Below are 21,742 nucleotides of genomic sequence, written 5' to 3' on the forward strand. Positions count from 1 at the left end.
CCTCAGCGCACCTGCTTGGCCCGGAACTGCATGCGCGGCGCGGCGTAGAACTCCTGGGCCTGCACCAGCCGGAGCTCGCGCTCGCCGGACCGGTACGTGGTCTCGAGCAGGTCGAAGACGCTGGAGACCGTGCGCTCCAGCGACACCGCCGCGTCCCCGGTCCCGACGTAGTGGGCGGTGAACAGCGCCGCCGTGACGTCGCCCGAGCCGTTGGCCTTGAACGGCAGGTACGGGGTGCTCACCAGCCACGCGCCGGCGTCGTCCACGGCCAGCATCTCGATCACGTCGTCCTCGCGGTCGGGTCGCTCCACGCTCGTGACCAGCACGGTCGAAGGCCCCATGGCACGGGCGAGGTCGGCCGAGGCGAGGGTCGACTCGAGGCTCGCCGGCTCGGTGCCGGTCAGGAAGCCCAGCTCGAACTGGTTGGGCGTGATGATGTCGGCCACCGGCACGACCCGGTCGCGCAGCAGCACCGGAATCTCGGGCGCCACGAAGCACCCGGACTTGGCGTTGCCCATCACCGGGTCGCACGCGTACACCGCCGCCGGGTTGGCCGCCTTCACCCGGCGGACGGCGTCGATGATGACGTCGGCGATGCCCGCTCCACCCTGATAGCCGGACAGCACGGCGTCGATCTGCGGGAAGACGCCGCGCTCCTCCACCCCGAGCAGGATCTCGGCCACGTCCGGCGGCGGGATGAGCGGCCCCCGCCAGGCGCCGTACCCGGTGTGGTTGGAGAAGTTCACGGTGGGGATCGGCACGACCTCGACACCGATCCGCTGCAGCGGGAACACGGCCGCGGAGTTGCCGACATGGCCGTGGGCGACCACCGACTGGATGGACAAGACCTTCATCCCCTCAGCCTAGAGACCCGATTTGTCCCTTGGCTCAAGACGGCGGCCGGCTGGTCGATCAGGGCAGCGTGCCGCGCTACCCGAGGAGCAGACCGACTCACGCCGACGCCATGCCGGTGGACCCGTCGGTGGTGCGCCGGCGCCGCGCGATCGAGCTCTGCGCGCTGATCACGCGCGGACTGAGTCTGGTCGGCACCGTGCTGTATCTGGCCGGTTGGGCGTTTCCCGCCGCCGATGTGCTGCCGTCGCGGCTGATGCCCGTTTGTTTCGTGGGTGTGGTGGTGATGGCCCTCGCCGTCGCGCTCTCCTGGGCCGGCTTCCGGCGTCCCGCGTCCCGCTGGTACGGCCCGATCAGCGCCGGTCAGGTGGCGCTCGACACGGCCGTGGTGGTGGGGATCGTCTGCCTGCTGGCCGGTCACGGTGACGACAGTGCCTGGGCGGCGCTGGTCGTGCCGGTCGCCGTCGCGGCCCTGCGCCACCGGCTGCCCGGCGCGCTTGCGGTGTGGGCCGTGATCTCGGCGGCGTACTGTGCGACGGTCCTGAGCGCGGACACCGGGTTCGCCGCGGCCGACCTGGTCTATCCCTGCGGGGTGGCGCTGCTGGTGGCGCTGGTTGCCGGCACTCAGTCCAGTGCGCTCGCCCGGCAGATCAGCGATCTGCAGCATGTCCGGCGGGCGCTGGACCACCAGGTCAACCACGACAACCTCACCGGGCTGCCGAACCGCGCGTCGCTGGCCGCCCACGCGGCTCGGCACGACGGCGCAGCCCTGGCCCTGGCGCTGGTCGACCTCGACGGGTTCAAGCAGGTCAACGACACCCTGGGACATGCCGCGGGCGACGTGCTGCTGCAGCGGGTGGCCCAGCGGCTGGGCGGTACCCTGCGCGACGGCGAACTGGCCGGCCGGCTCGGCGGGGACGAGTTCGTCGTGCTGCTGCCCGGCGCGGACGCGGCCACCTGCGAGGCGGCCGCCCGGCGCATCCGGGACGCGGTGGGGGAGCCGGTCGCGATCGGCGGCGACGTGGTGCGGGTCGGGGCGAGCGTCGGGTATGCCGTCCGCCCGGCCGGCTCGACGCTGAGCGTCGAGGCCCTGATGCACGAGGCCGACCTGCGGATGTACGCCGCGAAACGGGGCAGCCGGGTCTCCTGACACCGCGGAGGGCCGGTGCGCATCGGGGGGCCACCTTTGATGCGCACCGGCTCCCGCGCCCGGCTGGCGGGCCGGACGCGTGCGGGCGGCGACTGCCTACTGAGCGCTCGTCCGGGCGCGATAGCCCGGGACGGCGTTGGCCAGCGTCGCGTCGCCGCCGTAGTGGGCGATGACCCGCGGGTCCATCACCCGCCGCCACCATGGCGGGACCAGGGCCAGCAGCAGCATGCTGGCGTAGCCGGCCGGCAGCTGCGGGGAGACGTCGAAGCTGCGCAGCGTCTGGTAGCGGCGCAGCGGATTGGCGTGGTGGTCGCTGTGCCGCTGCAGCTGGAAGAGGAACACGTTGGTGGTGAGCCGGTCGCTGTTCCAGCTGTGCCGCGGGTCGACCTTCTCGTAGCGGCCGCCGTGGATGCGCTGGCGGCGCAGCCCGTAGTGCTCGAGATAGTTGACCGCCTCCAGCACCGAGAAGCCGATCACCGCCTGGATCACCAGGAACGGGAGCGTGACCGGGCCGATGGCGACGACGAGCGCGGCCCAAAGCACCACGGTCATGGCCCACGCGTTGAGGATGTCGTTGCGCCACGTCCACGGGCTGCGGCCGCGCAGCCGGTGCTTCGAGGTCTCCAGATGCCAGGCGGAGCGCAGGCTGCCGAGCACGGTACGCGGCCAGAATCGCCAGTACGTCTCGCCCAGGCGCGAGCTGGCCGGGTCCTCGGGGGTGGCGACCCGGACGTGGTGCCCACGGTTGTGCTCGACGAAGAAGTGCCCGTACGCGGTCGGCGCCAGCGCGATCTTGGAAAGCCACCGCTCCGCCGTCTCGCGCTTGTGGCCGAGCTCGTGCGCGGTGTTGATGGCGACGCCGTTGACCAGCCCGGCGGTCAGCGCCAGGCCGATGCCGCCGACGATGCCCGGTCCGCGGGCCCAGGCCAGGCAGGTGAGCACGAGCGCGGCGAACTGGGCGGGCAGGAACAGGTAGGTGATCCAGCGGTAGTACGGCGACGCCTGCAGGGCCGGGACCGCCTCCTCGGGCGGGTTGGCACGGTCGTCGCCGATCAGCACGTCGATGAGCGGGATGACGCCGAAGATGACCAGCGGTGTCAGCCACCAGGACCAGGGCGAACCGGAGAGCGTCGCGAGCAGCACGGACGCGAACGGCAGCACCGGAACGACCAGGGCAAGGGGCCAAAGGGGGCGCTTCGTGTCGCGCCAGGGCAGGGCAGCGAGCTCCATGCATCGATACTTTACACAGAGGGCCTTCGTGTCAAGTGGGGTCAGTGAAGGAGCCGGACGAACACCTCCGCGAGGGCGTCGGCCGACGATTCCGGGGAGGCGGCGGGCAGGACGAGGTGGCTGACGGTCAGTCGAATGATCGACTCGGCGGCCAGCGCGGCGACATCGTCGTCGACCTCCGGCCGGCGGTCGGCGATCCACTCCCGTACCACCTCGCCCACCGTCGCCAGCACGATCTCCGAGCGCGTCGTCAGGTACGGCAGCAGGTCCTCCTCGCCGCCGCCGGCGCTGGTGAGGATCTGCCGGATCAGCGGGTCGGCGGCCGCCTCGGTCAGCACCCGCAGGATCGTGGCGAGGCTCGCCGCCCGCGCGTCGCGCCCGTCGGCGAACAGCTCGGCCCGCACCGCGTCGGTGAACTGGCGGATCTCGCTGAGGGCGAGCGCCGCGGCGAGGCCCGCCCGGTCGCCGAACTCGTTGTAGACCGTCTGGCGGCTGACGCCGGCCGCCTTCGCGACGTCGAGCATCCGGACGTTGCCCCAGCCACGCGCCACGGCCAGCTCGCGGGCCGCGGCCACCAGCGTCTCCTGCAACGCGGTACGGCCCGATCCCGGCGGCGACGTGAGGTCCATGGTCAGAAGAGCCTAATGCCCGCCGATCAGCTCAACCGCGGCGGCGACCCGCCGATAGCACCCGTGACGGCACGTGTCGGTCGCCACCGACGACGGAGCCGGGGCCGCAGTGTGACATCCCGAGAGACGGGGCATGGTGCAGAGAAGATCGCTTCCCGGCAGCCGCGGCGCCGGCGCATGAGCCCCGGTCGCTACGGCGCCGTGGTGCCCGGTGCCTCGGCCGTCCTGACGGCGGCGTTGTCCGGCTGGTACCTGACGACGCACAACAACTTGCGGCTCCAGGTCTGGAGCTGCTGGTTCGTCGTGGGAACCTTCGCGTCGATGATGGGGTACTTCGCGTACCGGGCCAGCCGGCGAATCGATCCGACCGACACTTCCCGCCGGTTCTGGACGGCATTCTCCGTCGCGGGAGCCGTCTTCGGTCTGGGCGAGCTGGGGCAGCTGATCACCGCCGCCACCGCGCCGTTCGCGGTGAGCGCGCAGACCGGCACCGGCGCCGTGCGGACCGCCGCCCTCGCGGTGGGTGGCACGGTTCTGACGGTGGTGGTGCTGACCTATCCGATTCCCCATCGGTCCGCACGGGAACGGCTCTGTTACCTCCTCGACATGGCGACGGTGATCACCGCGGCCGGAGCGTATGGCCTCTACTGGACCATCGCCAGCGCCGGCGGCGACGGCACGGTCAGCGGGCGCGACCTCGCCACGGTGGTCGCCGGTCCCGTGGTGGCCATGTCGGCGGCCTTCGCCGTAGGCCGGCTGTTCCTCAGCGGTACGGCTCCTTTCCGCTGGCCTGTCGGTGTCATGGGACCGGTCGCCGCGGGGGTGGAAGCCGTCGCCCGTGCTCTCGGTCCGGAGCTGGTGCGTGCCGGGCGTCCGGGCGTGATCTTCACGATGACGGTCTGCTCGCATGCCCTGCTGATGACCGCGGCGTGGTCGCATTACCGGTCGAGCCCGGTCGGCCGCACCGCGGACGTCGCGTCACGCCGCCGTCCGTTCAGCATGCTTCCGTATGCCGCGCTGGGAGCCACGATCGGCCTGTTGGTCGTCACGCTGGCGGTCAGCGGGCTGAACCTGCGAGCCTGGGTCGCGCTCGCCGGTGTCATCGCCAGCACCGGCATGGTGGTCGCGCGGCAGCTCACCGCGTTCGTCGACAACGCCCGGCTGTTGCGGGAACGGGACGCCCTGGCGGCGCGGCTGCACGAGATGGCCTTCACCGACAGCCTCACCGGCCTGGCCAACCGGGCCATGTTCCTCGACCGGCTCGCGGACCGGTTGCGTCAGAACACCGGCCGGACCGCCGTCCTGCTCATCGATCTCGACGACTTCAAGCCGGTCAACGACTCGTACGGTCACGCCGCCGGCGACGCCGTTCTCGTGGAGGCCGCGGCCCGGATGCGCTCGAGTTTGACGCAGGCCGACGTCGTGGCCCGTCTGGGTGGTGACGAGTTCGCGGTCCTGCTCGACCGGCCTCATCCCGACGACATCGCCGCCGCGGCCGCCCGCATGGTCGAGTTGGTGGGCGAACCGTGCCGGCTGGCTGACGGCCGGACGGTGGCGGTTCGGGCGAGCGTCGGCATCGCCCTGGCATCGGGCGCCGACGACAGCCCCTCGACGCTGGTGAATCGGGTGGACGAGGCGATGTATGCCGCGAAGTGCTCGGGCAAGAACTCCGTCGAGCCGGCCCGCGCGTGATCCCGCGGCCGAGCGTCCTGCGGGCGACTCTCGGCATTCGGCCACTCAGGTCATGAGCGGCTCGCTATCGTGGCGCAAGGGGCGAGATGTCGAGTTTGGCGCGCTTGTATCAGCCGGTTGTCCTGGTGGTCGACGACGACGAGGACATCCGGGACACCGTGGCGCACATGTTGGACGTCCGGGGCTTCCGGGTGTTCGCCGCCGCCGACCGGGACGGGGCCCTGTCGATCTGCCGGGAGCTGAACGGCGACGTCGACGTGCTCGTGGCGGACCTGTCGCTTCCGGGTGACGCGGGCGGCGCGCTCGCTCGGGACGTGGCGGCCCGGTGCCCGTCCGTGAAGGTCGTCTTCGTGACCGGTATCCCGCGGCACATCGCGCTCACCATGGGCCTGGTGCAGCCGGACGCCCCTTACCTGCAGAAGCCGGTGAATCCCGACGTGCTCGCCGCGCTGCTGCGCAGCCTCCTCCCGCAGTACGCGCCGCGGGCCGACGATTGGTGACATTCAAAAAAACCGGTTAAGTAGGGGGTGTGTGAAGCGGCGTCGGGGGGAAGCATGGATGCATGTCGATTCATGTGGAAGAACTGGCGATCTGTCCCGCCCGTATCACCCTCGACACCGCGCAACTGGCCTTCTTGGACGGTCTGCCCACGGAGGCGCCGAGCGTGCAGTCGGAGCTGCGCTGCGAGCTGGAACTAGGCCATGAGGGGTCGCACGCTGCCCTCGGGCAGCAGGTGGAGGCCACTATGTGGTGGGTTCAGTGGACGCTGAGCGCGTCCGAGATCAATGCGTACACCTGGTGCCCGTCGGGCCGGACGGTCCCGTTCGAGTCCCGCGACGACAAGGACTGCTCGCTGTTCGACGGACATCCCGGCCGGCACGCTCCCGGCATCCGGTCCCGCGCCGGCAAGGCGGCCTGAACCGATTCAGCCGCGTTCGCAGCGGACGCGGTTCCCCCTGCCGTTCTCCGGGTATCAGAAGAAGATGGCCGTAGATCGCGTCCTGACCGTGTGCGGCCCCCGGGCCGCCGACGACGTGTGGGACCGCTACGTGCGCCCGCGCCGCTGGCCGGAATGGTCGCCGCAGATCCGGGCGGTGTCCTACCCGGCCGCGACGCTGCACGCGCGGACCAGCGGTGTCGTGGTCGGCCCGGCCGGCGTGCGGGTCGGCTTCCGGGTGCTGGAGATCGACGCGACCGGCCCGGTCCGCAGCTGGTCGTGGTCGGCATCGGTGGCCGGAGTGCGGCTGTACCTGCGGCACACCGTCGAAGCCGTGCCCGGCGGGACCCGGACCGGTCTCATGCTGCGCGGGTTCGCGCCGGCCGTGCTGCTCTATCTTCCCCTCGCGCGGCTCGCACTGCGCCGGCTGGTCCGCTAGGACGGGCATGCCGGCCCGGCGGTACAACTGCGGTTGCGGCAAGCGGCGCTTCCGCGACGAGCGGTCGGCGCTGGCCGCGGCGGAGACCGATCAGCGCACGTACGGCGGGATCGTCGCGGTCTATCGCTGCCCCGGCGGCCTCGCCTGGCACCTCAGCGCCCACGGATTCACGCCCGGGGCGCTGCGGTCGATCGGCCGGCGGCTGGCGTACGAGCTCGCCGAGCACGGCCGGATCGACGTCGCGGAGTTCCGTGGCCGGGTGACGGGCGGGGACCTGCGACGGTCCGCCCGGGTCGATCGCTGCGCCGAGCAGATGACCGAGCTGGGACTGACCCGGCGGACGGACGACGGCCTGGTCGCCGCGGACCGGCCGGGGTTGCTGCGGGTGGTGCAGATCGGCCTCGACGCGTACGCGCGGGAGCGTGGCTAGCTCCCGGTCGTGCCCACGATGAGCAGCGCCACGTCGTCCTCGTGACCGCGCGTCTCGGCGTGCCCGGCCAGCAGGTCGGCGAGATCGTCGGCGGTGGCGCCGGGGTGCCGGCCGATCAGCTCGTGCAGCCGGGCGACGCCGAGGTCGAAGGGCTCGGTGCGGGTCTCGACGAGCCCGTCGGTGTACAGCACGAGGGTGCTTCCGGCCGGCAGCAGCCGGGTGCGGTCGGCTCGCGTGGCTCGCCGGACGGCGCCGAGCAGGGGATCGGCGCCGTTCAGGTCCTCCACCGTGCCGGCCGGACTGATCACCAGCGGTGGTGGGTGGCCGGCGTTGGACCAGCGCAGCCGGTACGCGCCGGCCGGCGCCGGATCGAGGAACGCGACGATGGCCGAGGCGATGGTGTCGGCGTGCAGCACCCGGTTGGCGTGCTCGAGGCGGTGCAGCAGCGCGGACGGCTCGTCGACCGGGTCGGTGAGGAAGCCGCGCAGCATGCTCCGCAGCTCGCTCATGGCCGCCGCCGCTTCCAGGCTGTGCCCGGTGACGTCGCCCATGACGATGGCCAGCCGCCCGCCGGGCAGCGTCACCGCGTCGTACCAGTCGCCTCCGACGTGATCGCCGTGGTGGGCCGGCAGGTAGCGGGCGGTCAGCCGCAGGCGATCCACGGCCGGCAGCCGGGTCAGCAGCGCCTTCTGCAGGGTCGCGGCCGCGGTGCTCTGCTGGTCGAGCGCGTCCGCGCGCCGTAGCGCCTGACCCACGTAGTCGGCGAGGGCCGCGATGATCGCCTGCTCCCCGGCGTCGATGTCGTGCGGGTGGTCCCACGCGAAGGTGAGCACGCCGAGCGGTCGTCGCGGGCCGGGGATCGGCGCGCACGCGATCGCCTGCCAGCCGAGACGGCGCAGGTCGGCGGCGCCGGACGGAAACCCGGCGGCGATCGCGTCCGGGTCGCCGAACGCGACGAGCCGCCCGGTCCGCACCGCCTCCGCGGCCGGCACCGGGTCACTGGCCGAGAACGTGATCCACCGCTGCGTGACGTCGGCCGGCAGCATGTCGGTGCGGGACACGCGCAGGCCGCCGTGGTCGTCGAGCAGCACCACGCCGATGTCGACCGGGTCGAAACTGCCCTTGACCATCCGGTTGGCCTCGTCGACCACGTCGGTCACCGTGCGGGTCCGGCTCAGGCCGATGCTGGCGTGCAACAACAGCTGGCTGCGGTCGTAGCCGGCCGCGGCATGCCGGGTGGCGATGCGCAGCCGGAGACTGTCGGAGCAGGCGGCGGCGAGGTCCGTGAGCAGCGCCAGGTCGCCGTCGCTCCACTCGCGCGGCCGGTGGTCGGCGGCGGCCAGCGAGCCCAGGACCCGGCCGTCGGCGTCGGTCAGCGGGACACCGGCGTAGCTGCCGATGCCGAAGGCGTCCAGCGCCGGATGCGTGCGGACCCGGTCGTCGTCGCTCGCCCGGCCCACGACGACCGGTTCCCCGGCGGCGACCACCCGGTGCCCGAGGGAGTGGCTCAGCGGGATGCGGCGTTCGAGGGCGTACGGGTGGTCCAGCCCGGCCGCACCCGGCACCACCTCCTCGTGCGCGGCGACCAGGGACACCAGGCCGACCGGCACGTCCAGGGCGGCGCACACCATCGCGGCGTACCGATCGAACGTCGCGTCGGGCCGGGCGCCGAGCCCGGTGTCGGCCAGTGCGCGCAAGCGTGCGGGGTCCTCGGCGGTGACGAGCGCGGGGCCGCTAGCCATGCCGGCCGCTCACGGACTCGAAACGCCTGGGCATGGGCAGATCGTAACCGTGGATGCCTGCCCCTCGCCGGGTGGAACGACGCGGTCATCCCGTACGCGCGTCGGCGTGCTTGACCGCATACATCGCGTGATCCGCCGCGCGCAGGACGTGGTCCGGGTTGTCGGCCGGCGTGGCCACGTGCACCCCGATGCTCGCCGACACGGTCAGCGTCTGGCCGCCCGCCGGGATCGGCGCGGCGACCGCCCGGCGGATCCGGTTGGCGGCAGTCTGCGCCTCGGCCCAGCGCACGACGCCCGGCATCAGCACCACGAACTCGTCTCCGCCGATGCGGGCGACCACGTCGTACGGACGAGCCTCCGCGCTCAGCCGGCGGGCGGTCAGCCGCAGTACCTCGTCGCCGGTCTCGTGGCCGAAGGTGTCGTGGATCGGTTTGAACCCGTCGAGATCGATGAACAGCACCGCGACGGCGTACTGGCGCAGCAGCGTCTCGAGGGACTCGTGCATGTGCCGGCGGTTCGCCAGCCCGGTCAGGGAGTCGTGCAAGGCCTCGTGCGTGAGCGTCTCCTGCAGGACCCGGCTCTCGGTGACATCGCGGGCGTTGACCACGATGCCGTCGAGGGCCGGATTGCCGAGCTGGTTGGTGGCGGTCAGCTCCATCCACCGCACGCTGTGCCGGCCGGCCCAGATCCGGCATTGTTCGCGGATGACGGCGCCGGGCTGCTCCACCAGGGCCCGGAAGCGGTCCTGCAGACGGCCGCGGTCCTCGGGATGGACGAAGGCGAAGACGCTCGCGCCGATGACGTCCGCCTCGGCGGCCCCGAGCAGACCGGCGGTGCTCGGGCTGGCATAGGTCACGCGGGCGTGCCGGTCGAGCACGGCGACCACATCCGGAGCGTGCTGCACCAGGGCACGGAAGCGCTGGTCGGAGCGGCGGCGCTGGGCCTGCACCCGGTAGCCCAGCAGGAACACGCCGCCGACGCCGATCAGCAGCATGGCCAGCAGGGCGAAGGTGGTCGTCCGGTTGCGCCGCGACACCGCACCCGCGAAGGACTCCTGGCTCTGCGTACGCACGTAGAACCAGCCGCCGGGAATGCCGCCGACCACCACGGCGGTCATCGCCGTCCCGCCCGAGCGGTAGTCGAGGAAGTTGTCCGGCGGCAGCCGGCGCAGGCCGTCGGTCACCGCGGGATCGGCGGGGGCGCCGATCGACGCGGGGTCGGTCGAGGCGGCCACCGCCCCGGCGCTGTCGACGACCGCGATCACCTCGCCCGGCGCGGCGAGCTTCTGCACGTACGTCTGCAGTTGGCCACGCCGCTGGTCGGCGAACCCGATGAGGACACCGCGGGGCGTCCCGCCGGCCGGCACCGGAACCGCCACCGCGGTCAGTGCTACCGATCCCTGCGTGATCACCGGGGAGAATCCCGGCTCACCGCGCAGCAGCGACGTGCGCAGGACCTGCAGGCGCGGGTCGTCCACCGCCGGCAGCCCGGAGTCCCGGGAGGCGACCAGCAGCTTGCCCGAGAGGTCGACCAGCGCGGTGCCGTACGAGAAGAAGTCCGATCGGGCGGCGAGGCGGCGCAGCCGTTGCCGGTCGCCGACGTCGCCCGGGAGCAGGCGGAACCCGGCCGAGTTGGCGGCGTCGCGCAGTTCCTTGGCCGACAGCAGCTGCAGCTGACTGGCCAGTGTGGCGTTGTTCACGCCCAAGGCCCGGGCATCGCTGCGATGAACGTCGTCGGCCGCCTGCAACGCCGACCGGTTCACCAGGATGCCGGCCACGCCGAGCGAGGTCAGCACGACGGTGCTCACCAGCACCAGGACCCAGCCACGGAGCCGCATGTGTGTGTCTCCCGTCACAGAGCTCCACACAGTACTACGCCGATCACGCCCCCGCTCTGTCGTCCGTTCCGGCGCGGTTCACAGCTCCGGATTGTCGGTCAGGACCCGCCATGCCAGGTGGCGGCCGTGCGTCGCGGCGAGGGCGATCCAGACCGGCAGCAGCCCGTTGACGATCGGTTCGCTGCCGGCGGGAAGCCACACCGGACGCAGTCCGGCGGCGGTGATCAGTTCGGCGACGATGCGGCGGTCGGGATCGGGCGCGGTGAAGATCATGTCGGCGGGGGTGCCGGTGATGCGAGGGCTGCGCAGGTTCTCCACGCCCAGCGTGTTGAAGGCGCGGGCGTACCGCGCCCGCACGGTCGCGGCCGCTGCGGCCGTATCACCGGCAGCGCCGTTCGTGGCGTCGATCAGCAGCCGGCCGCGCAGCGTCTCGCCGTGCTCACGCAGCAGGGTCGCGACGGCCGCGCCGGGCACGGCGAGGACGACGATGTCGCTGGCGGCCAGGGCGGCGGCGACGTTACGGACCGTGCTCCCGTCCGGCGATGGCGTGTCATTCACCGCGCCCCGTACCGCGTACGTGACGTGGTGCCCGGCGCCGGTCCAGGCGTCGCCGAGGGCCCGGCCGATCCGGCCGCGCCCGACGATGGTCACCGCGCGGGGCGCGACCGCGGCCACCGGTGTGGGCTCGGCGACGCCGGCGAGAACTCTCAGGGCCAGGTGCCGGCCCAGTCCACGGCGCAGAGCCAGCGCGAACCACAGCTGGGCCAGCGCGTCCAGCCGGTCGGCCGCATCGGGACCGGCGCCGGCCCACAGCGGGCGCGGTCCGATGTCGGCGATGAGCGTCTCGATCACCTGACGGTCCGGTGTGTCCGGTCCGGCGTAGAACAGGTCGGGGCGCTCGCCCGCCACCTCGGGAGCGAAGTTCTCCCAGCCGGTGGTGGTGAAGGCGCGGTAGACCCGGGCGGCCGGCAGCCGCCGCGTCAGCAGCGGCAGCTGGTGCAGCCGCGCCGCGCCCATCGTGTTGGTGGCGTCCGTCAGCAGACGCCCGTCCAGCTGCCGGCCGTTCGCTTCGAGCACCGCGGGAAGTTGGTCACCCGGGACGGCCAGGACGGTGATATCGGCGGACGGCAGGGAGCGGGCGGCGACCAGCCGGTGCGTGGCGCGATAGGTGTCGTGCCGGGCCGCGGCCGGGTCGCGTACCGCCAGGGTGACGGCATGCCCGGCGGCCGACCACCCGCCGGCGAGCGCACGCCCGACCGGGCCGGCGCCGATGACTAGAAGATCCACGAAGAGGTCCTTTCAGACGCCGAGCATGTCGATGACGACCTGGGCGACCCGGCGGCCGGAGTACTGCTGCTGACCGGTCACCAGCCGCCCGTCGCGGACGGCGAAGGGCTTGAACAGGCCGGCCGAGATGTAGTTGGCGCCGCGCTCGCGCAGCGCCGGCTCCAGCCGCCAGGGCATGATCTCCACGCCGGCGGCGGCGTTGCCGTAGTCCTCCTCGACGTCGCTGAAGCCGGTCACGGTCAGCCCGTCGACCAGGTGGCGTCCGTCGGACAGGCGCAGGTCGACCAGGGCGGCGACGCCGTGGCAGTAGGCGGCGACCGGCTTCTCCGCCTCGTACATCGTCCGGATCGCGGTGGCCAGCCCCTCGTGTCCCCGGTAGGTGAACATCGGCGACTGGCCGCCGGCGACCAGCAGCGCGTCCACGCCGGACAGATCGAGCGCCGCGATCGCCGGGGTGTTCCGCAGCTTGGCGACCAGCTCCGGGGTGCTGAGAAATCCCATCGAGATGAGGTCCTCGGCCGACCAGCGGCTCGCATCGCGCGGGTCGGACAGGGCGTCGACCTCGACCGGGCCGCCGTCCGGGCTGGCGATGGTCACGTCGATGCCGCGCTCGGTCAGCTCGTAGTAGGGGTGGGTCAACTCGGCGGCCCAGAATCCGACCGGCCAGCCGTGCTGGTTGGTGGCCGGGTTGGCGACCACGATGACGGCGTGCCGGCGACGGCTGCGCACCTGGTCGGTGCGCATGTGGTGGCTGTCGCCGCCGATGACGGACGGCGTGGTCCCGGTGGTGCTCATGGCGTCTCCTCCACAGTGTCGGGTGAGGTCACTTTAGCCCAATGCTTGAATTCAAGCGTTCGCCTCCAGCGGAATCTCGGTAGACTGCCGGCGTGACCGAGACCGATTGCGAGCGCGACTCCGTCGACGACATCCTCGACGGGTGGGCGGCCGAGCGGCCCGACCTCGACGTGCGTCCGGTCGGCATCATCACCCGGCTCGCCCGGCTGCGCAGCCACCTCGACGCCGAGCTGAGCAGCGTCTTCCGGCGTTACGACCTGAGCCCCGCCGACTTCCAGGTGATCGTGACGCTGCGCCGGGCCGGCCGGCCGTACCGGATGCCGCAGGCCCGCCTGATGACGCAGCTCGGGCTGACCTCGGGCACGGTCAGCGTCCGCATCGACAAGCTGGTCCGGCGCGGTGTGGTCGTCCGGGAACACGACGATGCCGACGCGCGACTGACGCTGGTACGCCTGACCGACGAGGGCAGCCGGCTGTTCGACGAGCTCGCGCCGGTGCACCTGGGCAACGAGGACCGGCTGCTGTCGGCCCTCGACGACGACGAGCGTGACGTGCTCGCCGGCCTGCTGCGCCGCCTGCTCGCCTCGCTCGAGCACGGCGCGGTGCGCACCGGGCTGCCGCTGGGCATGGCGCTGGAACCGGCTCCCCGCGCCCGCGCCCGCCGCGCCGCCGTCGGCCTGACCGACCCGCCCGGCCTGCTGGTCACCGACGTGCTCGCCGGCACCCCGGCCGCCGAGGCCGGCGTCGCCCGCGGCGACCTGCTGGTGGCCGTCGACGATCGGCCGACCCGCAGCGAGGCCGCCCTGACCGCCGCCCTGCGCACGGCCGGCACCACCCCGGTGCTGCACCTGCTACGCGGCGACACGCCGATCGCCATCAAGGTCACCGATCGTCCGGCCACCGGGTGAGGAGGGGGAAACCTTCCCCGGAGAGCTCAGATCCGGCGCCGGCCGGTCGACCGTACGGCGTGTGAATCTGGGTCGGATGGCGGCGCGGCTGCGCCGGGGCGTGTCTGGCGTTGCGGGGCTGCTCGACAAGTCGCGTCTGGCCTTTCTGGCGTTGAACCTGGTGAACGCGGCGGCAGTGCTCGCGGCCATCGGCGCCGCCGCGCCGGCCGGCAGTACGGTGATGGCGCCGATCGTGGCCCTGGGCGTGCTGGTGGGCGCGCACGGGTGGACCTATCGCCGCGGTCGCACCGGTGTCCTCGACGAGGCCGCCGTCGCGGTGGCCATCCTCGCGGCGTCGCTCGCACTGCCCGATGCGACCATGACCGTCTCGCTGGTCTTCAGCGCCGTGATGTTCCGGTCGCTGTACGGCGGCCACTGGTGGGCCGCTGTTCGGACCGCCGCCTACGTCGGCGTCTACGCGGCTGCGTTGATCCTTGCCGACGGCACCGGCCGGCTGGACACCACCGCCAAGTCGGCGTTGTTGCTGCCGTTGCCGGCGATCCTCATGTCGGCGGTCACCATGCGCTTCCTCTTCGTGTCGGTGCGGGCGCGCGACGCGGCCGCCGCCCGGCAGGCCGTTCTGGCGCAGACCGCGACCCGCCTCCTGGGCGCCCACGATGTCACCACCATGGCGGCGATCGGCTGGCAAGGTCAACGCCGGCTGCTGCTCGGCGAGCCGGCCGACACGTTCGTGCTCGACAAGCGGGACGGCGCTTTCGCGGTGGTGCGGGAGGTGGACGAGCCGGGCGCGGGGTGGGTCCCGCTCGACGACGTGATCGCCGCGCTCGGTTCCGGCTGCCGGGAACCGGTGCTGCTGCGCGACCCGGGCCCGGGCCTGGCCGCCCTCGCCCCGCACGCTCGCTGGTGGCATCTGGTCCCTACCGGCGACGACGACAGCCTGCGGGTACTCGTCCTGGCGTCGGCGAACCGGCTGTCGCAGGACACCGTACGCAGCTCGCAGCTGTTGATGCAGCAGACCGCGCTCTCGTCATCCGCCATCGAGCAGCGCACCGAACTGCACCGGCAGGCGTCGTACGACGCCCTCACCGGCCTGGCCAACCGGGCCGGCTTCATGCGCGAGCTTCAGGCCCGCTCGGCAGCGTCCCGCCCCGCGGCGACCGCGGCGCTGTTCATCGACCTGGACGGCTTCAAGGCGGTCAACGACCACCATGGTCACGCGGCCGGCGACGAGGTGCTGACCCACGTCGCAGCCCGGCTGACCGCCCGCGTGCCCAGCGACTGCACCGTCGGCCGGCTCGGCGGTGACGAGTTCGCGGTGCTGGCGCCCGCGACGCCACCCGAAGAGCACATCCACCTGCTGGCCGCGCGCTTGCAAGCGGCCATATCAGAGCCGATCTTCCTGCGCTGTGGCACGAGCGTCCGCGTCGGTGCCAGCATCGGTGTGCACGTCGCGCAGGCGCCGTTCGATCCCGACCATCTGCTGCACGAGGCGGACAGCGCCATGTACGCCGTCAAGTCGCTCCACCGCGGCGACCGGCCGGCCGAGGCGGCCTCACCGGCTCGCCCGGCGGCCGAGCCCGACGCGCGTCAGGTGCTCGGGACCTCGGCGTAGTACGACGTGATCGCGGCCAGGGCGCCGTCGCGGAACTCGGTACGCGTGCCGGCCAGATCGGTCAGCGTCTGCTCGCACACCGCCCGCACCGCGTCACTGCCCTGCCGGGTGGCTCAGGTCGCGGGTGAGAACCTGGGCACTGCGGTTGGGCGGTGACCGCGGTCATCAGTGGTTGCACGTAACTCACCTCGTTCGCCGATAGTGCGCTGGTGAACTGCCGAGCAGCCCGGTGAAGGCACGGTAGAAGCCGGACCGGGATCGGTAACCGCATTCGTGGGCGATCCGGTCGACCGGCCAGTCGGTGGTGCGCAGCAGGTGTTGCGCCTGGGCTATCCGCAACTGCTCGACGTACCGCCACATCGGCATGCCGAAGGTCTCGGTGAAGACCTTCGCCGCGTACGTGGGATGGACACCGGCCCGGCCCGCCAGGTCAGCGACCGATATCGGCTCGGCAAAGTGCCGGGCCACCATCAGCAGAAGCCGTTCGCCCGCGTCGGAATGCGGGCTCCCGGTGGCCGGGCTCGCGTCGGCCGCGCCCAGCCGGGCGAGGCGGGCCTGCATCTCCAGCAGGCAGATGTCGGCCGTCGGCCGCCGTCGCAGGTCGTCGCGCCACCGGCGCAGCAGCAGCGCGTCGCCCGGCCCGTCGGCCTGCTCGCCGGTGAGCCATCGTCCGGACAGCAGGGCCCGCGTCGGTCCGGACAGCACGGCCTGACCGGCCGTGTCGCTCAACGGCATGGTCACCCCGAGCATCTCCAGCGGCCCGGCGCCGACCAGCCGATGGGGATGGCCACCCCAGAAGACCAGCAGGCGGCCCGGCGGCAGGGGCACCGTGCCGCCCGGTGTCTCGTACCCCGCCGATCCGGACAGCAGGAGATTGAACTCGATCTCCGGATGCAGGTGCGGCCTGGTCATGGTGCCGGTGGCCGCGTTGAACGCGTGCCGGCCGAGCCGGTGCACGACGGTCGAGGGAAGCGGCACTGCTTGAGGATACGCACCATTTTCCTGTCCGCGGCCGGCTCCGGGCCGGGTTTCGCGCCGACATGCTGGGCACATGACCGATTCGCGTGACCTGGCCGACTTCCTCTTCGACCTCAACGGCTACCTGGTCCTCGAGCAGGCCGTCTCCACCGACCTGCTCGACCGGCTCGACCGGGAGTTCGGCGCCTTCCCGCGCGATCTGCCCCGCGGCGGGTGGTATCGCGGCGCCCAACGGCACGACTACACCCCGGAGACCGGCTACGAGCTGCACCAGGCGGTCGCGGTGGGCGGTCCGTTCGCCGAGCTGATCGACCACCCGAGCTGGATCGACCTGGTCCGGCACTACGCCGGGGAGGAGGACACCTACCTCGGCGGGGTCTACATCGACGAGACGATCGCGTCGATCCGCGCCTCCGGCGGCCATCATCCGGTGCACTCCGGCGGGTACCGGGCGGCTGTGCGCAACGCGTACGGCTATCGTCACGGCCGTTTCCGGTGCGGTCAGGTGAACATCATCCTGGCCGTCACCGACATCGGCCCCGGCGACGGCGCCACCATGGTGGTGCCGGGCTCGCACAAGTCGAACCTGCCGCACCCGCTGGCCGGCGACTACGACGGCGGCGACCGGATGGACCGGCTGCCGGGCGCGGTCGAGGTGCACCTGCGCCGGGGCGATGCGTTGCTGTTCTGTGACGGGCTCATGCATGGCGGCTCGAGCCGGACCAACGCCGGCGAGCGGCGGGTCGTCATCTACCGCTACGGCCCGGTCTGGGGCGCCAGCCGATACGGCTACCACTACGAACCGTCGTTCCTGGACTCGCTGAGCGACGACCGGCGGCGCATCCTGCAGCCGGTGCCGGCCGTGCGGGTGGGGGAGCGGCGGCGGGTGCCCACGGAAGTCGGGCCGTAGAACTCGCGTGCGACTACTCGGGTTTGTGTGGGTACTTGAGCTACTCGTAGGTTCCCATCACGGACGCTGTGGTTCCGACCCTGACGGTCGTCGCTGTCACCGCGACCGACGCGTCGCTGAGCTCGCCAGCCAGCTGTACGTCCTAGAAGGGTGGCGTCCATCTGCCGGCCCAGTTTGGCGTGCTTCCGCCTGGAGGCCACATCTTGTATCGGTCGTCTGCTCTCTCGGTCGGCCATGTGTGTCCTACGAACTTGCAGGTGGGAATGGCGCTTTCGTTGTCATGGACGCAGTTTTCGGCCCAGTCGCGGCCGACCATGACGGGCCGGCTCAGCAGTCCTTCAGCCGTGACCTGTACCCGCAAGACCAGGCCGAGGGTTTCGATGCCGGGGTTGCCGGCAGGCCCGAAGCTGACGGCGCCGCTCATGGACTCGGACATCGTGCTGAGCTGTCGATACCACGCGCCTGGGTCGCTGCCGGTCAGCATGGTGCCGTTGAGCGTGATCAGGGGTCCGCGGAGGGCATCGGACGCGATGCAGAAGAGTCGGCCAGTCGAGTCGAAGTACTCGTACAGGGCGGGTTCGCCTGGCCGGACGCCTAACTCGATGCCGAGGATCCGAGGGAAATAGGGATCGGCTGGAACCGGCGAAGCTCGCGTGCATCAGTCAGAGTGGTAGCGGCCTCGGGCAGCGTCATACCGAACCGTAACGGCCCGACGCCGTCTAACGGTGTGAGCACCCACTGCGGCCGAGGCGGCACGGTGATCCCCTCAGGTTCCGCCATCATTTAGCTACGCACCTATTACCCATCCGCACATCGCGTTACTGATCATGTCATCACCGAGGCTCACAGGGATCCAGTAAGGCGACCCGGCGGTCGGCGAAGCAACCGCAGCTGGTTATCGGGGCGCGACGCTGGTCTCGGGTGGGCTCAGGTTGGGGGCCACTCGTTGATCAACTCGTGCGGCTGACCACAGCATTCAACCGGATCCTTCGCCTGACTGGGGCGACAGTGCAGTCGGCGGCCTTCACCGACCAGGGGCTAGTGATCCGGCTACGCCGGCCCCGACGGCGTCTGATCTGCCCGTGCGGAGCGTCGTCGCTGGCCCGCCATGACACGTCGCGGCGGTGGCGGCATCTGGACTTCGGCGCGTGTCAGGTCTGGCTCGAGGCCGACATCCATCGCATCGACTGCCGCACCTGCTCCCGGGTACGCACCGCGCAAGTGCCGTGGGCGAGGCCGAACGCGCGGCACACCACCGAGTTCGAGAATGTCGCCGCCTGGCTGGCCCAGCGCATAGTAGGAACATCGCCCGGCTGCTGCGCTGCTGGTGGGAAGCGGTCGACGGAATCGTCACCCGGGTCGTGGCCGACCACATCGGCGACACCCGACTCGACCATCTCTACCGCATCGGCGTGGACGAGATCTCCTACAAGCGCGGCCACAAATTCTTGACCATCGTGGCCGACCATGACACCCGGAAACGTGGTCTGGGTCGGTAAAGAACGATCGAAGGCCGCCTTCGAGGCCTTCTTCGCCGCACTCGGCCCCGAACGGGCGGCCGCGGTCGAGGCCATCAGCCTCGACGGCAGCAGCGTCTACCTGCCCGTCACCCGCGAACAGATCCCGCAGGCACGGATCTGCCTCGACCCGTTCTACGTGATCAAGTGGACCAACGAGGTCGTCGAATCGGTCTACCGGGCCGAGGCGCCCCACATGCCCTCCGGCCCGGCTGCCGCCATTTACCTCTGCCTCGGCGGAGTCGACCTAGTCTACTCACGGAAACCTGAGTAGCCGCACTCGCGTACGAGACGTTACGTCTTTACGTCCATCGATCTAAGTTGTAACTTCTGTTTCAGCCCGGTGGCGTGCCGGCGATGGACGGGGTGGTCCATGCGTACCGTACGAATGTTGATGGCCGCGGCGGCGGCGACAGTCCTGTCCGTACCGTTGGCCGCCGCTCCGGCCTACGCCGGGGTCACCCGCACCCGGGCCGGCAGCGCGAGTGATGTCACCCGGGCCTCCTGGTCGGGGCCGGCGTTCACGATGAACGGGTCGGGCGCCGTGGTGACGGCCACGATGAGCCGCGCCGTGGACGCGATCCGCGGCGGCACCGGCGCGCTGGACGTGGTGGTGCTGGCCGGTTCCGGCACCGGCACCCCGGAATGCGATGTCGTCATGACGCTGCCGGGCGTCAACTCGTGCACCACCGACGTGTTGACGCGGGCCGCCGACGGCGACGATCCGCAGGTGAACACCGACATCCGGCGGGCGGAGTTCGTGTACTTCGCCGGCGGCGACCAGTGCCGGTACGTCGCCTGGAAGGGCACCGCGCTCGCGGCCTCGGTCGCCTCGGTCGTCGCCAAGGGAGGCGGTGCCGGTGGCGGCAGCGCCGGTTTGCACGTCAACAGCGACATCGTCTACGACGCGTGCGGCGGCAGCGCCACCTCGGCGACCGCCTTGGCCGACCCGTACGGCCCGGACATGACCTTCACCTACGGCCTGTTCCGCTGGCCGAACTACCAGGACACGATCAACGACTCGCACTTCGTCACCCGGGATCGGATGGGCCGCACGCTCGCCTTCGTCGCCCGGGCCCTGCAGGACGGCCGCACCTCGGGCGGCAGGGCATGGGGCGTGGGCATCGAGCAGGGCGGCTCGCTGTACCTGGACCGCGCCGGCGTGGGCACGCTCTTCGGGCAGAACGCCTACGTGGTGCTCGGCGACCACGTCCCGGAGCGGGCGCGGGCCGGTCAGTCGCTCACCTTCAGCAACTTCAAGATCTGGAAGCTCACGCCCGGCTCGTCGTTCGACTTCGCGCACCGGCCGTCGTGCGGCTACTACCTGCGCAGCGTCACCGCCGGCGTGCCCAGCGGCGACCTCTACGACGGCCCGGTGGTGACCGACTGCGGCGGGGGCGGCGGCGCCACGTTCACCGAGGCCGAGCCGAACGACTCCCGGTCCGCCGCGAACGACATCGGCGCCCTGGCGCATCCGCTCACCGTGACCGGGAGCCTCGGGGTGAGCGGCGACCGTGACTACTTCCGCGAGAGCCTGGCGGCGGGCGCCACGCTCACGGTGTCCTGTGCCGTACCGGACGCGTACGACGGTGATCTGTACCTGCTCGGCCCGACCGGCAGCACGCTCGCGCGCTCGGTCAACGACGGCGCCGGCGCGGACGAGTCGCTCACCTACACCAACGGCGGGTCCGCGGGTACGGTGTTCGCCGAGCTGGAGGCGTACAGCGGGTCCGGAACCGCCGCCTACACGTGCACGGTGACCAGGCGCTGACCGGCGGGCGGCGCCGTCTAGGCTGGCCGCATGACGGAACGGATCGGCGTGGCGGGCGTGATCCGGGCCCGGCTCGGTGAGTGCAGCGCGGGGGAGCGCAAGGTCGGTCGCGCGCTGCTGGCCGCCTACCCGGCGGCCGGCCTGGACACGGTCGCGAGCCTGGCCGAGCGGGCCGGGGTCAGCGCGCCGACCGTCCTGCGCTTCCTCTCCCGGCTCGGCTTCGGCGGCTTCCCCGAGTTCCAGCGCGCGCTGCGTGACGAGCTGGCGGAGCGGGAGACCTCGCCGCTCGCGGCGTACGTGCCGACGCCCGACGGCGCCGCCGGCCCGCTGACCCGGGCCGCCGAGGTCCTGCCCGCCGCGGTCGCCGGGACGCTGGCCGACCTGCCCGAGGACGAGCTGCGCCGGGCGGTGCGCCTGCTCGCCGACCGGCAGCTGCGGGTGACCGCGGCCGGGGGCCGGTTCTCCTCGCTGCTGGCGCAGTATCTGGTCTTCCATCTCATGCAGCTGCGCGGCACGAGCCGGTTGCTGCCCACCGGCCCGGTCGAACGCGTCGACGCGTTGGTCGACGTCGGACGCAAGGACGTGTTCGTGCTGTTCGACTTCCGCCGCTACGAGGAGCCGACGCTCGAGCTGGCCCGTACGGTCACCGGCCGCGGCGCCCGGCTGCTGCTGTGCACCGACCGGTGGCTGTCGCCGATCGCCGGCCTGGCCGACGTGGTGCTGCCGAGCCGGGTCGACTCGCCGTCGCTGTACGACAGCTTCGTGCCGGCCCTGGCGGTGCTGGAGACGCTGGTCGCCGGCGTGATCGACGAGCTCGGGCCGATCGCGGGGCGCCGTCTCGCGATGGTCGAGGAGACCGGCCGCCCGTACCTCTGACTCATTACAGAAAACTGAAACTTCACAACGGCCGTAACGCACGTTACATTCATCGGGACACATGACGTGATCCCGGGAAGGGTGCATATGCGCCTCACATCAGTGGCGCCGGCCGTGGCCATGACTCTGCTCCTGGCCGCAGGATGCGGC

21 protein-coding genes are annotated in these 21,742 nt (G+C 71.9%); 12 read left to right on the plus strand and 9 right to left on the minus strand.

Going from position 1 to position 21,742, the window contains the following annotated elements:
• Positions 1–2: 2 nt before the first annotated feature.
• Positions 3–854, minus strand: coding sequence for a pyridoxal kinase PdxY (pdxY, locus tag ACQP2F_RS13770; protein ID WP_433304043.1), 852 nt, complete (start codon positions 852–854; stop codon positions 3–5).
• Between the two features lie 29 nt (positions 855–883).
• Here pdxY and ACQP2F_RS13775 point away from each other — a divergent pair, with 29 nt between their 5' ends.
• Positions 884–2,002, plus strand: a complete 1,119-nt coding sequence (locus ACQP2F_RS13775; RefSeq protein ID WP_433304045.1) for a diguanylate cyclase domain-containing protein — start codon at positions 884–886, stop codon at positions 2,000–2,002.
• Between the two features lie 96 nt (positions 2,003–2,098).
• On the opposite strand, the gene ACQP2F_RS13780 is transcribed toward ACQP2F_RS13775, so the two are convergent.
• Complete coding sequence (locus tag ACQP2F_RS13780) at positions 2,099–3,232, minus strand: alkane 1-monooxygenase (RefSeq protein ID WP_433304047.1); 1,134 nt, start codon at positions 3,230–3,232, stop codon at positions 2,099–2,101.
• Positions 3,233–3,273: 41 nt separating this feature from the next.
• Positions 3,274–3,861, minus strand: coding sequence for a TetR family transcriptional regulator (locus ACQP2F_RS13785; RefSeq protein ID WP_433304048.1), 588 nt, complete (start codon positions 3,859–3,861; stop codon positions 3,274–3,276).
• A 177-nt stretch (positions 3,862–4,038) separates the two neighbouring features.
• On the opposite strand from ACQP2F_RS13785, the gene ACQP2F_RS13790 reads away from it, so the two are divergent.
• The 5 genes from ACQP2F_RS13790 (at position 4,039) to ACQP2F_RS13810 (ending at position 7,359) form a co-directional block, all read left to right on the plus strand.
• Positions 4,039–5,553: a diguanylate cyclase domain-containing protein gene (locus ACQP2F_RS13790; RefSeq protein ID WP_433304050.1), complete on the plus strand. Its 1,515-nt coding sequence runs from the start codon at positions 4,039–4,041 to the stop codon at positions 5,551–5,553.
• Between the two features lie 104 nt (positions 5,554–5,657).
• Positions 5,658–6,053, plus strand: a complete 396-nt coding sequence (locus ACQP2F_RS13795; RefSeq protein WP_433304052.1) for a response regulator — start codon at positions 5,658–5,660, stop codon at positions 6,051–6,053.
• Positions 6,054–6,115: 62 nt separating this feature from the next.
• Positions 6,116–6,472, plus strand: coding sequence for a hypothetical protein (locus ACQP2F_RS13800; RefSeq protein WP_433304054.1), 357 nt, complete (start codon positions 6,116–6,118; stop codon positions 6,470–6,472).
• Between the two features lie 64 nt (positions 6,473–6,536).
• Positions 6,537–6,929 (plus strand): SRPBCC family protein, encoded by a 393-nt coding sequence (locus tag ACQP2F_RS13805; protein WP_433304056.1) that lies wholly within the window; start codon positions 6,537–6,539, stop codon positions 6,927–6,929.
• Between the two features lie 7 nt (positions 6,930–6,936).
• Positions 6,937–7,359: a hypothetical protein gene (locus ACQP2F_RS13810; protein ID WP_433304057.1), complete on the plus strand. Its 423-nt coding sequence runs from the start codon at positions 6,937–6,939 to the stop codon at positions 7,357–7,359.
• Here the strand turns inward: ACQP2F_RS13810 and ACQP2F_RS13815 are convergent.
• The 4 genes from ACQP2F_RS13815 to ACQP2F_RS13830 all read right to left on the minus strand — a co-directional run bounded on the left by ACQP2F_RS13815 (position 7,356) and on the right by ACQP2F_RS13830 (position 13,020).
• Positions 7,356–9,101 (minus strand): GAF domain-containing SpoIIE family protein phosphatase, encoded by a 1,746-nt coding sequence (locus tag ACQP2F_RS13815; RefSeq protein ID WP_433304059.1) that lies wholly within the window; start codon positions 9,099–9,101, stop codon positions 7,356–7,358. The two genes, ACQP2F_RS13810 and ACQP2F_RS13815, sit on opposite strands and share 4 nt — an antisense overlap.
• 85 nt (positions 9,102–9,186) lie before the next feature.
• The gene (locus ACQP2F_RS13820) at positions 9,187–10,938 is read right to left on the minus strand and encodes a diguanylate cyclase domain-containing protein (protein WP_433304061.1); all 1,752 of its coding nucleotides are present in this window, start codon (positions 10,936–10,938) and stop codon (positions 9,187–9,189) included.
• 78 nt (positions 10,939–11,016) lie between these two features.
• Positions 11,017–12,225, minus strand: coding sequence for an NADPH-dependent F420 reductase (locus ACQP2F_RS13825; RefSeq protein ID WP_433304063.1), 1,209 nt, complete (start codon positions 12,223–12,225; stop codon positions 11,017–11,019).
• 12 nt (positions 12,226–12,237) lie between these two features.
• Entirely contained in the window at positions 12,238–13,020 is a 783-nt protein-coding gene (locus ACQP2F_RS13830) for a type 1 glutamine amidotransferase domain-containing protein (protein ID WP_433304065.1), read from the minus strand.
• A gap of 92 nt (positions 13,021–13,112) precedes the next feature.
• On the opposite strand from ACQP2F_RS13830, the gene ACQP2F_RS13835 reads away from it, so the two are divergent.
• Positions 13,113–13,928 (plus strand): PDZ domain-containing protein, encoded by an 816-nt coding sequence (locus ACQP2F_RS13835; RefSeq protein WP_433304066.1) that lies wholly within the window; start codon positions 13,113–13,115, stop codon positions 13,926–13,928.
• Positions 13,929–13,989: 61 nt separating this feature from the next.
• Positions 13,990–15,540 carry a diguanylate cyclase domain-containing protein gene (locus ACQP2F_RS13840; protein WP_433304068.1) on the plus strand — a complete coding sequence of 517 codons (1,551 nt, stop codon included), beginning with the start codon at positions 13,990–13,992 and terminating at the stop codon, positions 15,538–15,540.
• Positions 15,541–15,723: 183 nt separating this feature from the next.
• On the opposite strand, the gene ACQP2F_RS13845 is transcribed toward ACQP2F_RS13840, so the two are convergent.
• Positions 15,724–16,518 (minus strand): AraC family transcriptional regulator, encoded by a 795-nt coding sequence (locus tag ACQP2F_RS13845; RefSeq protein WP_433304069.1) that lies wholly within the window; start codon positions 16,516–16,518, stop codon positions 15,724–15,726.
• Positions 16,519–16,591: 73 nt separating this feature from the next.
• On the opposite strand from ACQP2F_RS13845, the gene ACQP2F_RS13850 reads away from it, so the two are divergent.
• Positions 16,592–17,428 carry a phytanoyl-CoA dioxygenase family protein gene (locus tag ACQP2F_RS13850; RefSeq protein ID WP_433304071.1) on the plus strand — a complete coding sequence of 279 codons (837 nt, stop codon included), beginning with the start codon at positions 16,592–16,594 and terminating at the stop codon, positions 17,426–17,428.
• Between the two features lie 1,151 nt (positions 17,429–18,579).
• Here the strand turns inward: ACQP2F_RS13850 and ACQP2F_RS13855 are convergent.
• Complete coding sequence (locus ACQP2F_RS13855; RefSeq protein WP_433304073.1) at positions 18,580–18,897, minus strand: hypothetical protein; 318 nt, start codon at positions 18,895–18,897, stop codon at positions 18,580–18,582.
• On the opposite strand from ACQP2F_RS13855, the gene ACQP2F_RS13860 reads away from it, so the two are divergent.
• From ACQP2F_RS13860 to ACQP2F_RS13870, 3 genes are all read left to right on the plus strand, one after another.
• Positions 18,896–19,219, plus strand: a complete 324-nt coding sequence (locus tag ACQP2F_RS13860; protein ID WP_433304075.1) for a transposase — start codon at positions 18,896–18,898, stop codon at positions 19,217–19,219. The genes ACQP2F_RS13855 and ACQP2F_RS13860 overlap by 2 nt on opposite strands.
• Positions 19,220–19,318: 99 nt before the next feature.
• Positions 19,319–20,716, plus strand: coding sequence for a hypothetical protein (locus ACQP2F_RS13865; RefSeq protein WP_433304076.1), 1,398 nt, complete (start codon positions 19,319–19,321; stop codon positions 20,714–20,716).
• A gap of 30 nt (positions 20,717–20,746) precedes the next feature.
• Positions 20,747–21,592: a MurR/RpiR family transcriptional regulator gene (locus tag ACQP2F_RS13870; protein ID WP_433304078.1), complete on the plus strand. Its 846-nt coding sequence runs from the start codon at positions 20,747–20,749 to the stop codon at positions 21,590–21,592.
• The last annotated feature ends 150 nt before the right edge of the window (positions 21,593–21,742 follow it).

Source organism: Actinoplanes sp. CA-030573 (assembly GCF_050951115.1).
GTDB lineage: Bacteria > Actinomycetota > Actinomycetes > Mycobacteriales > Micromonosporaceae > Actinoplanes.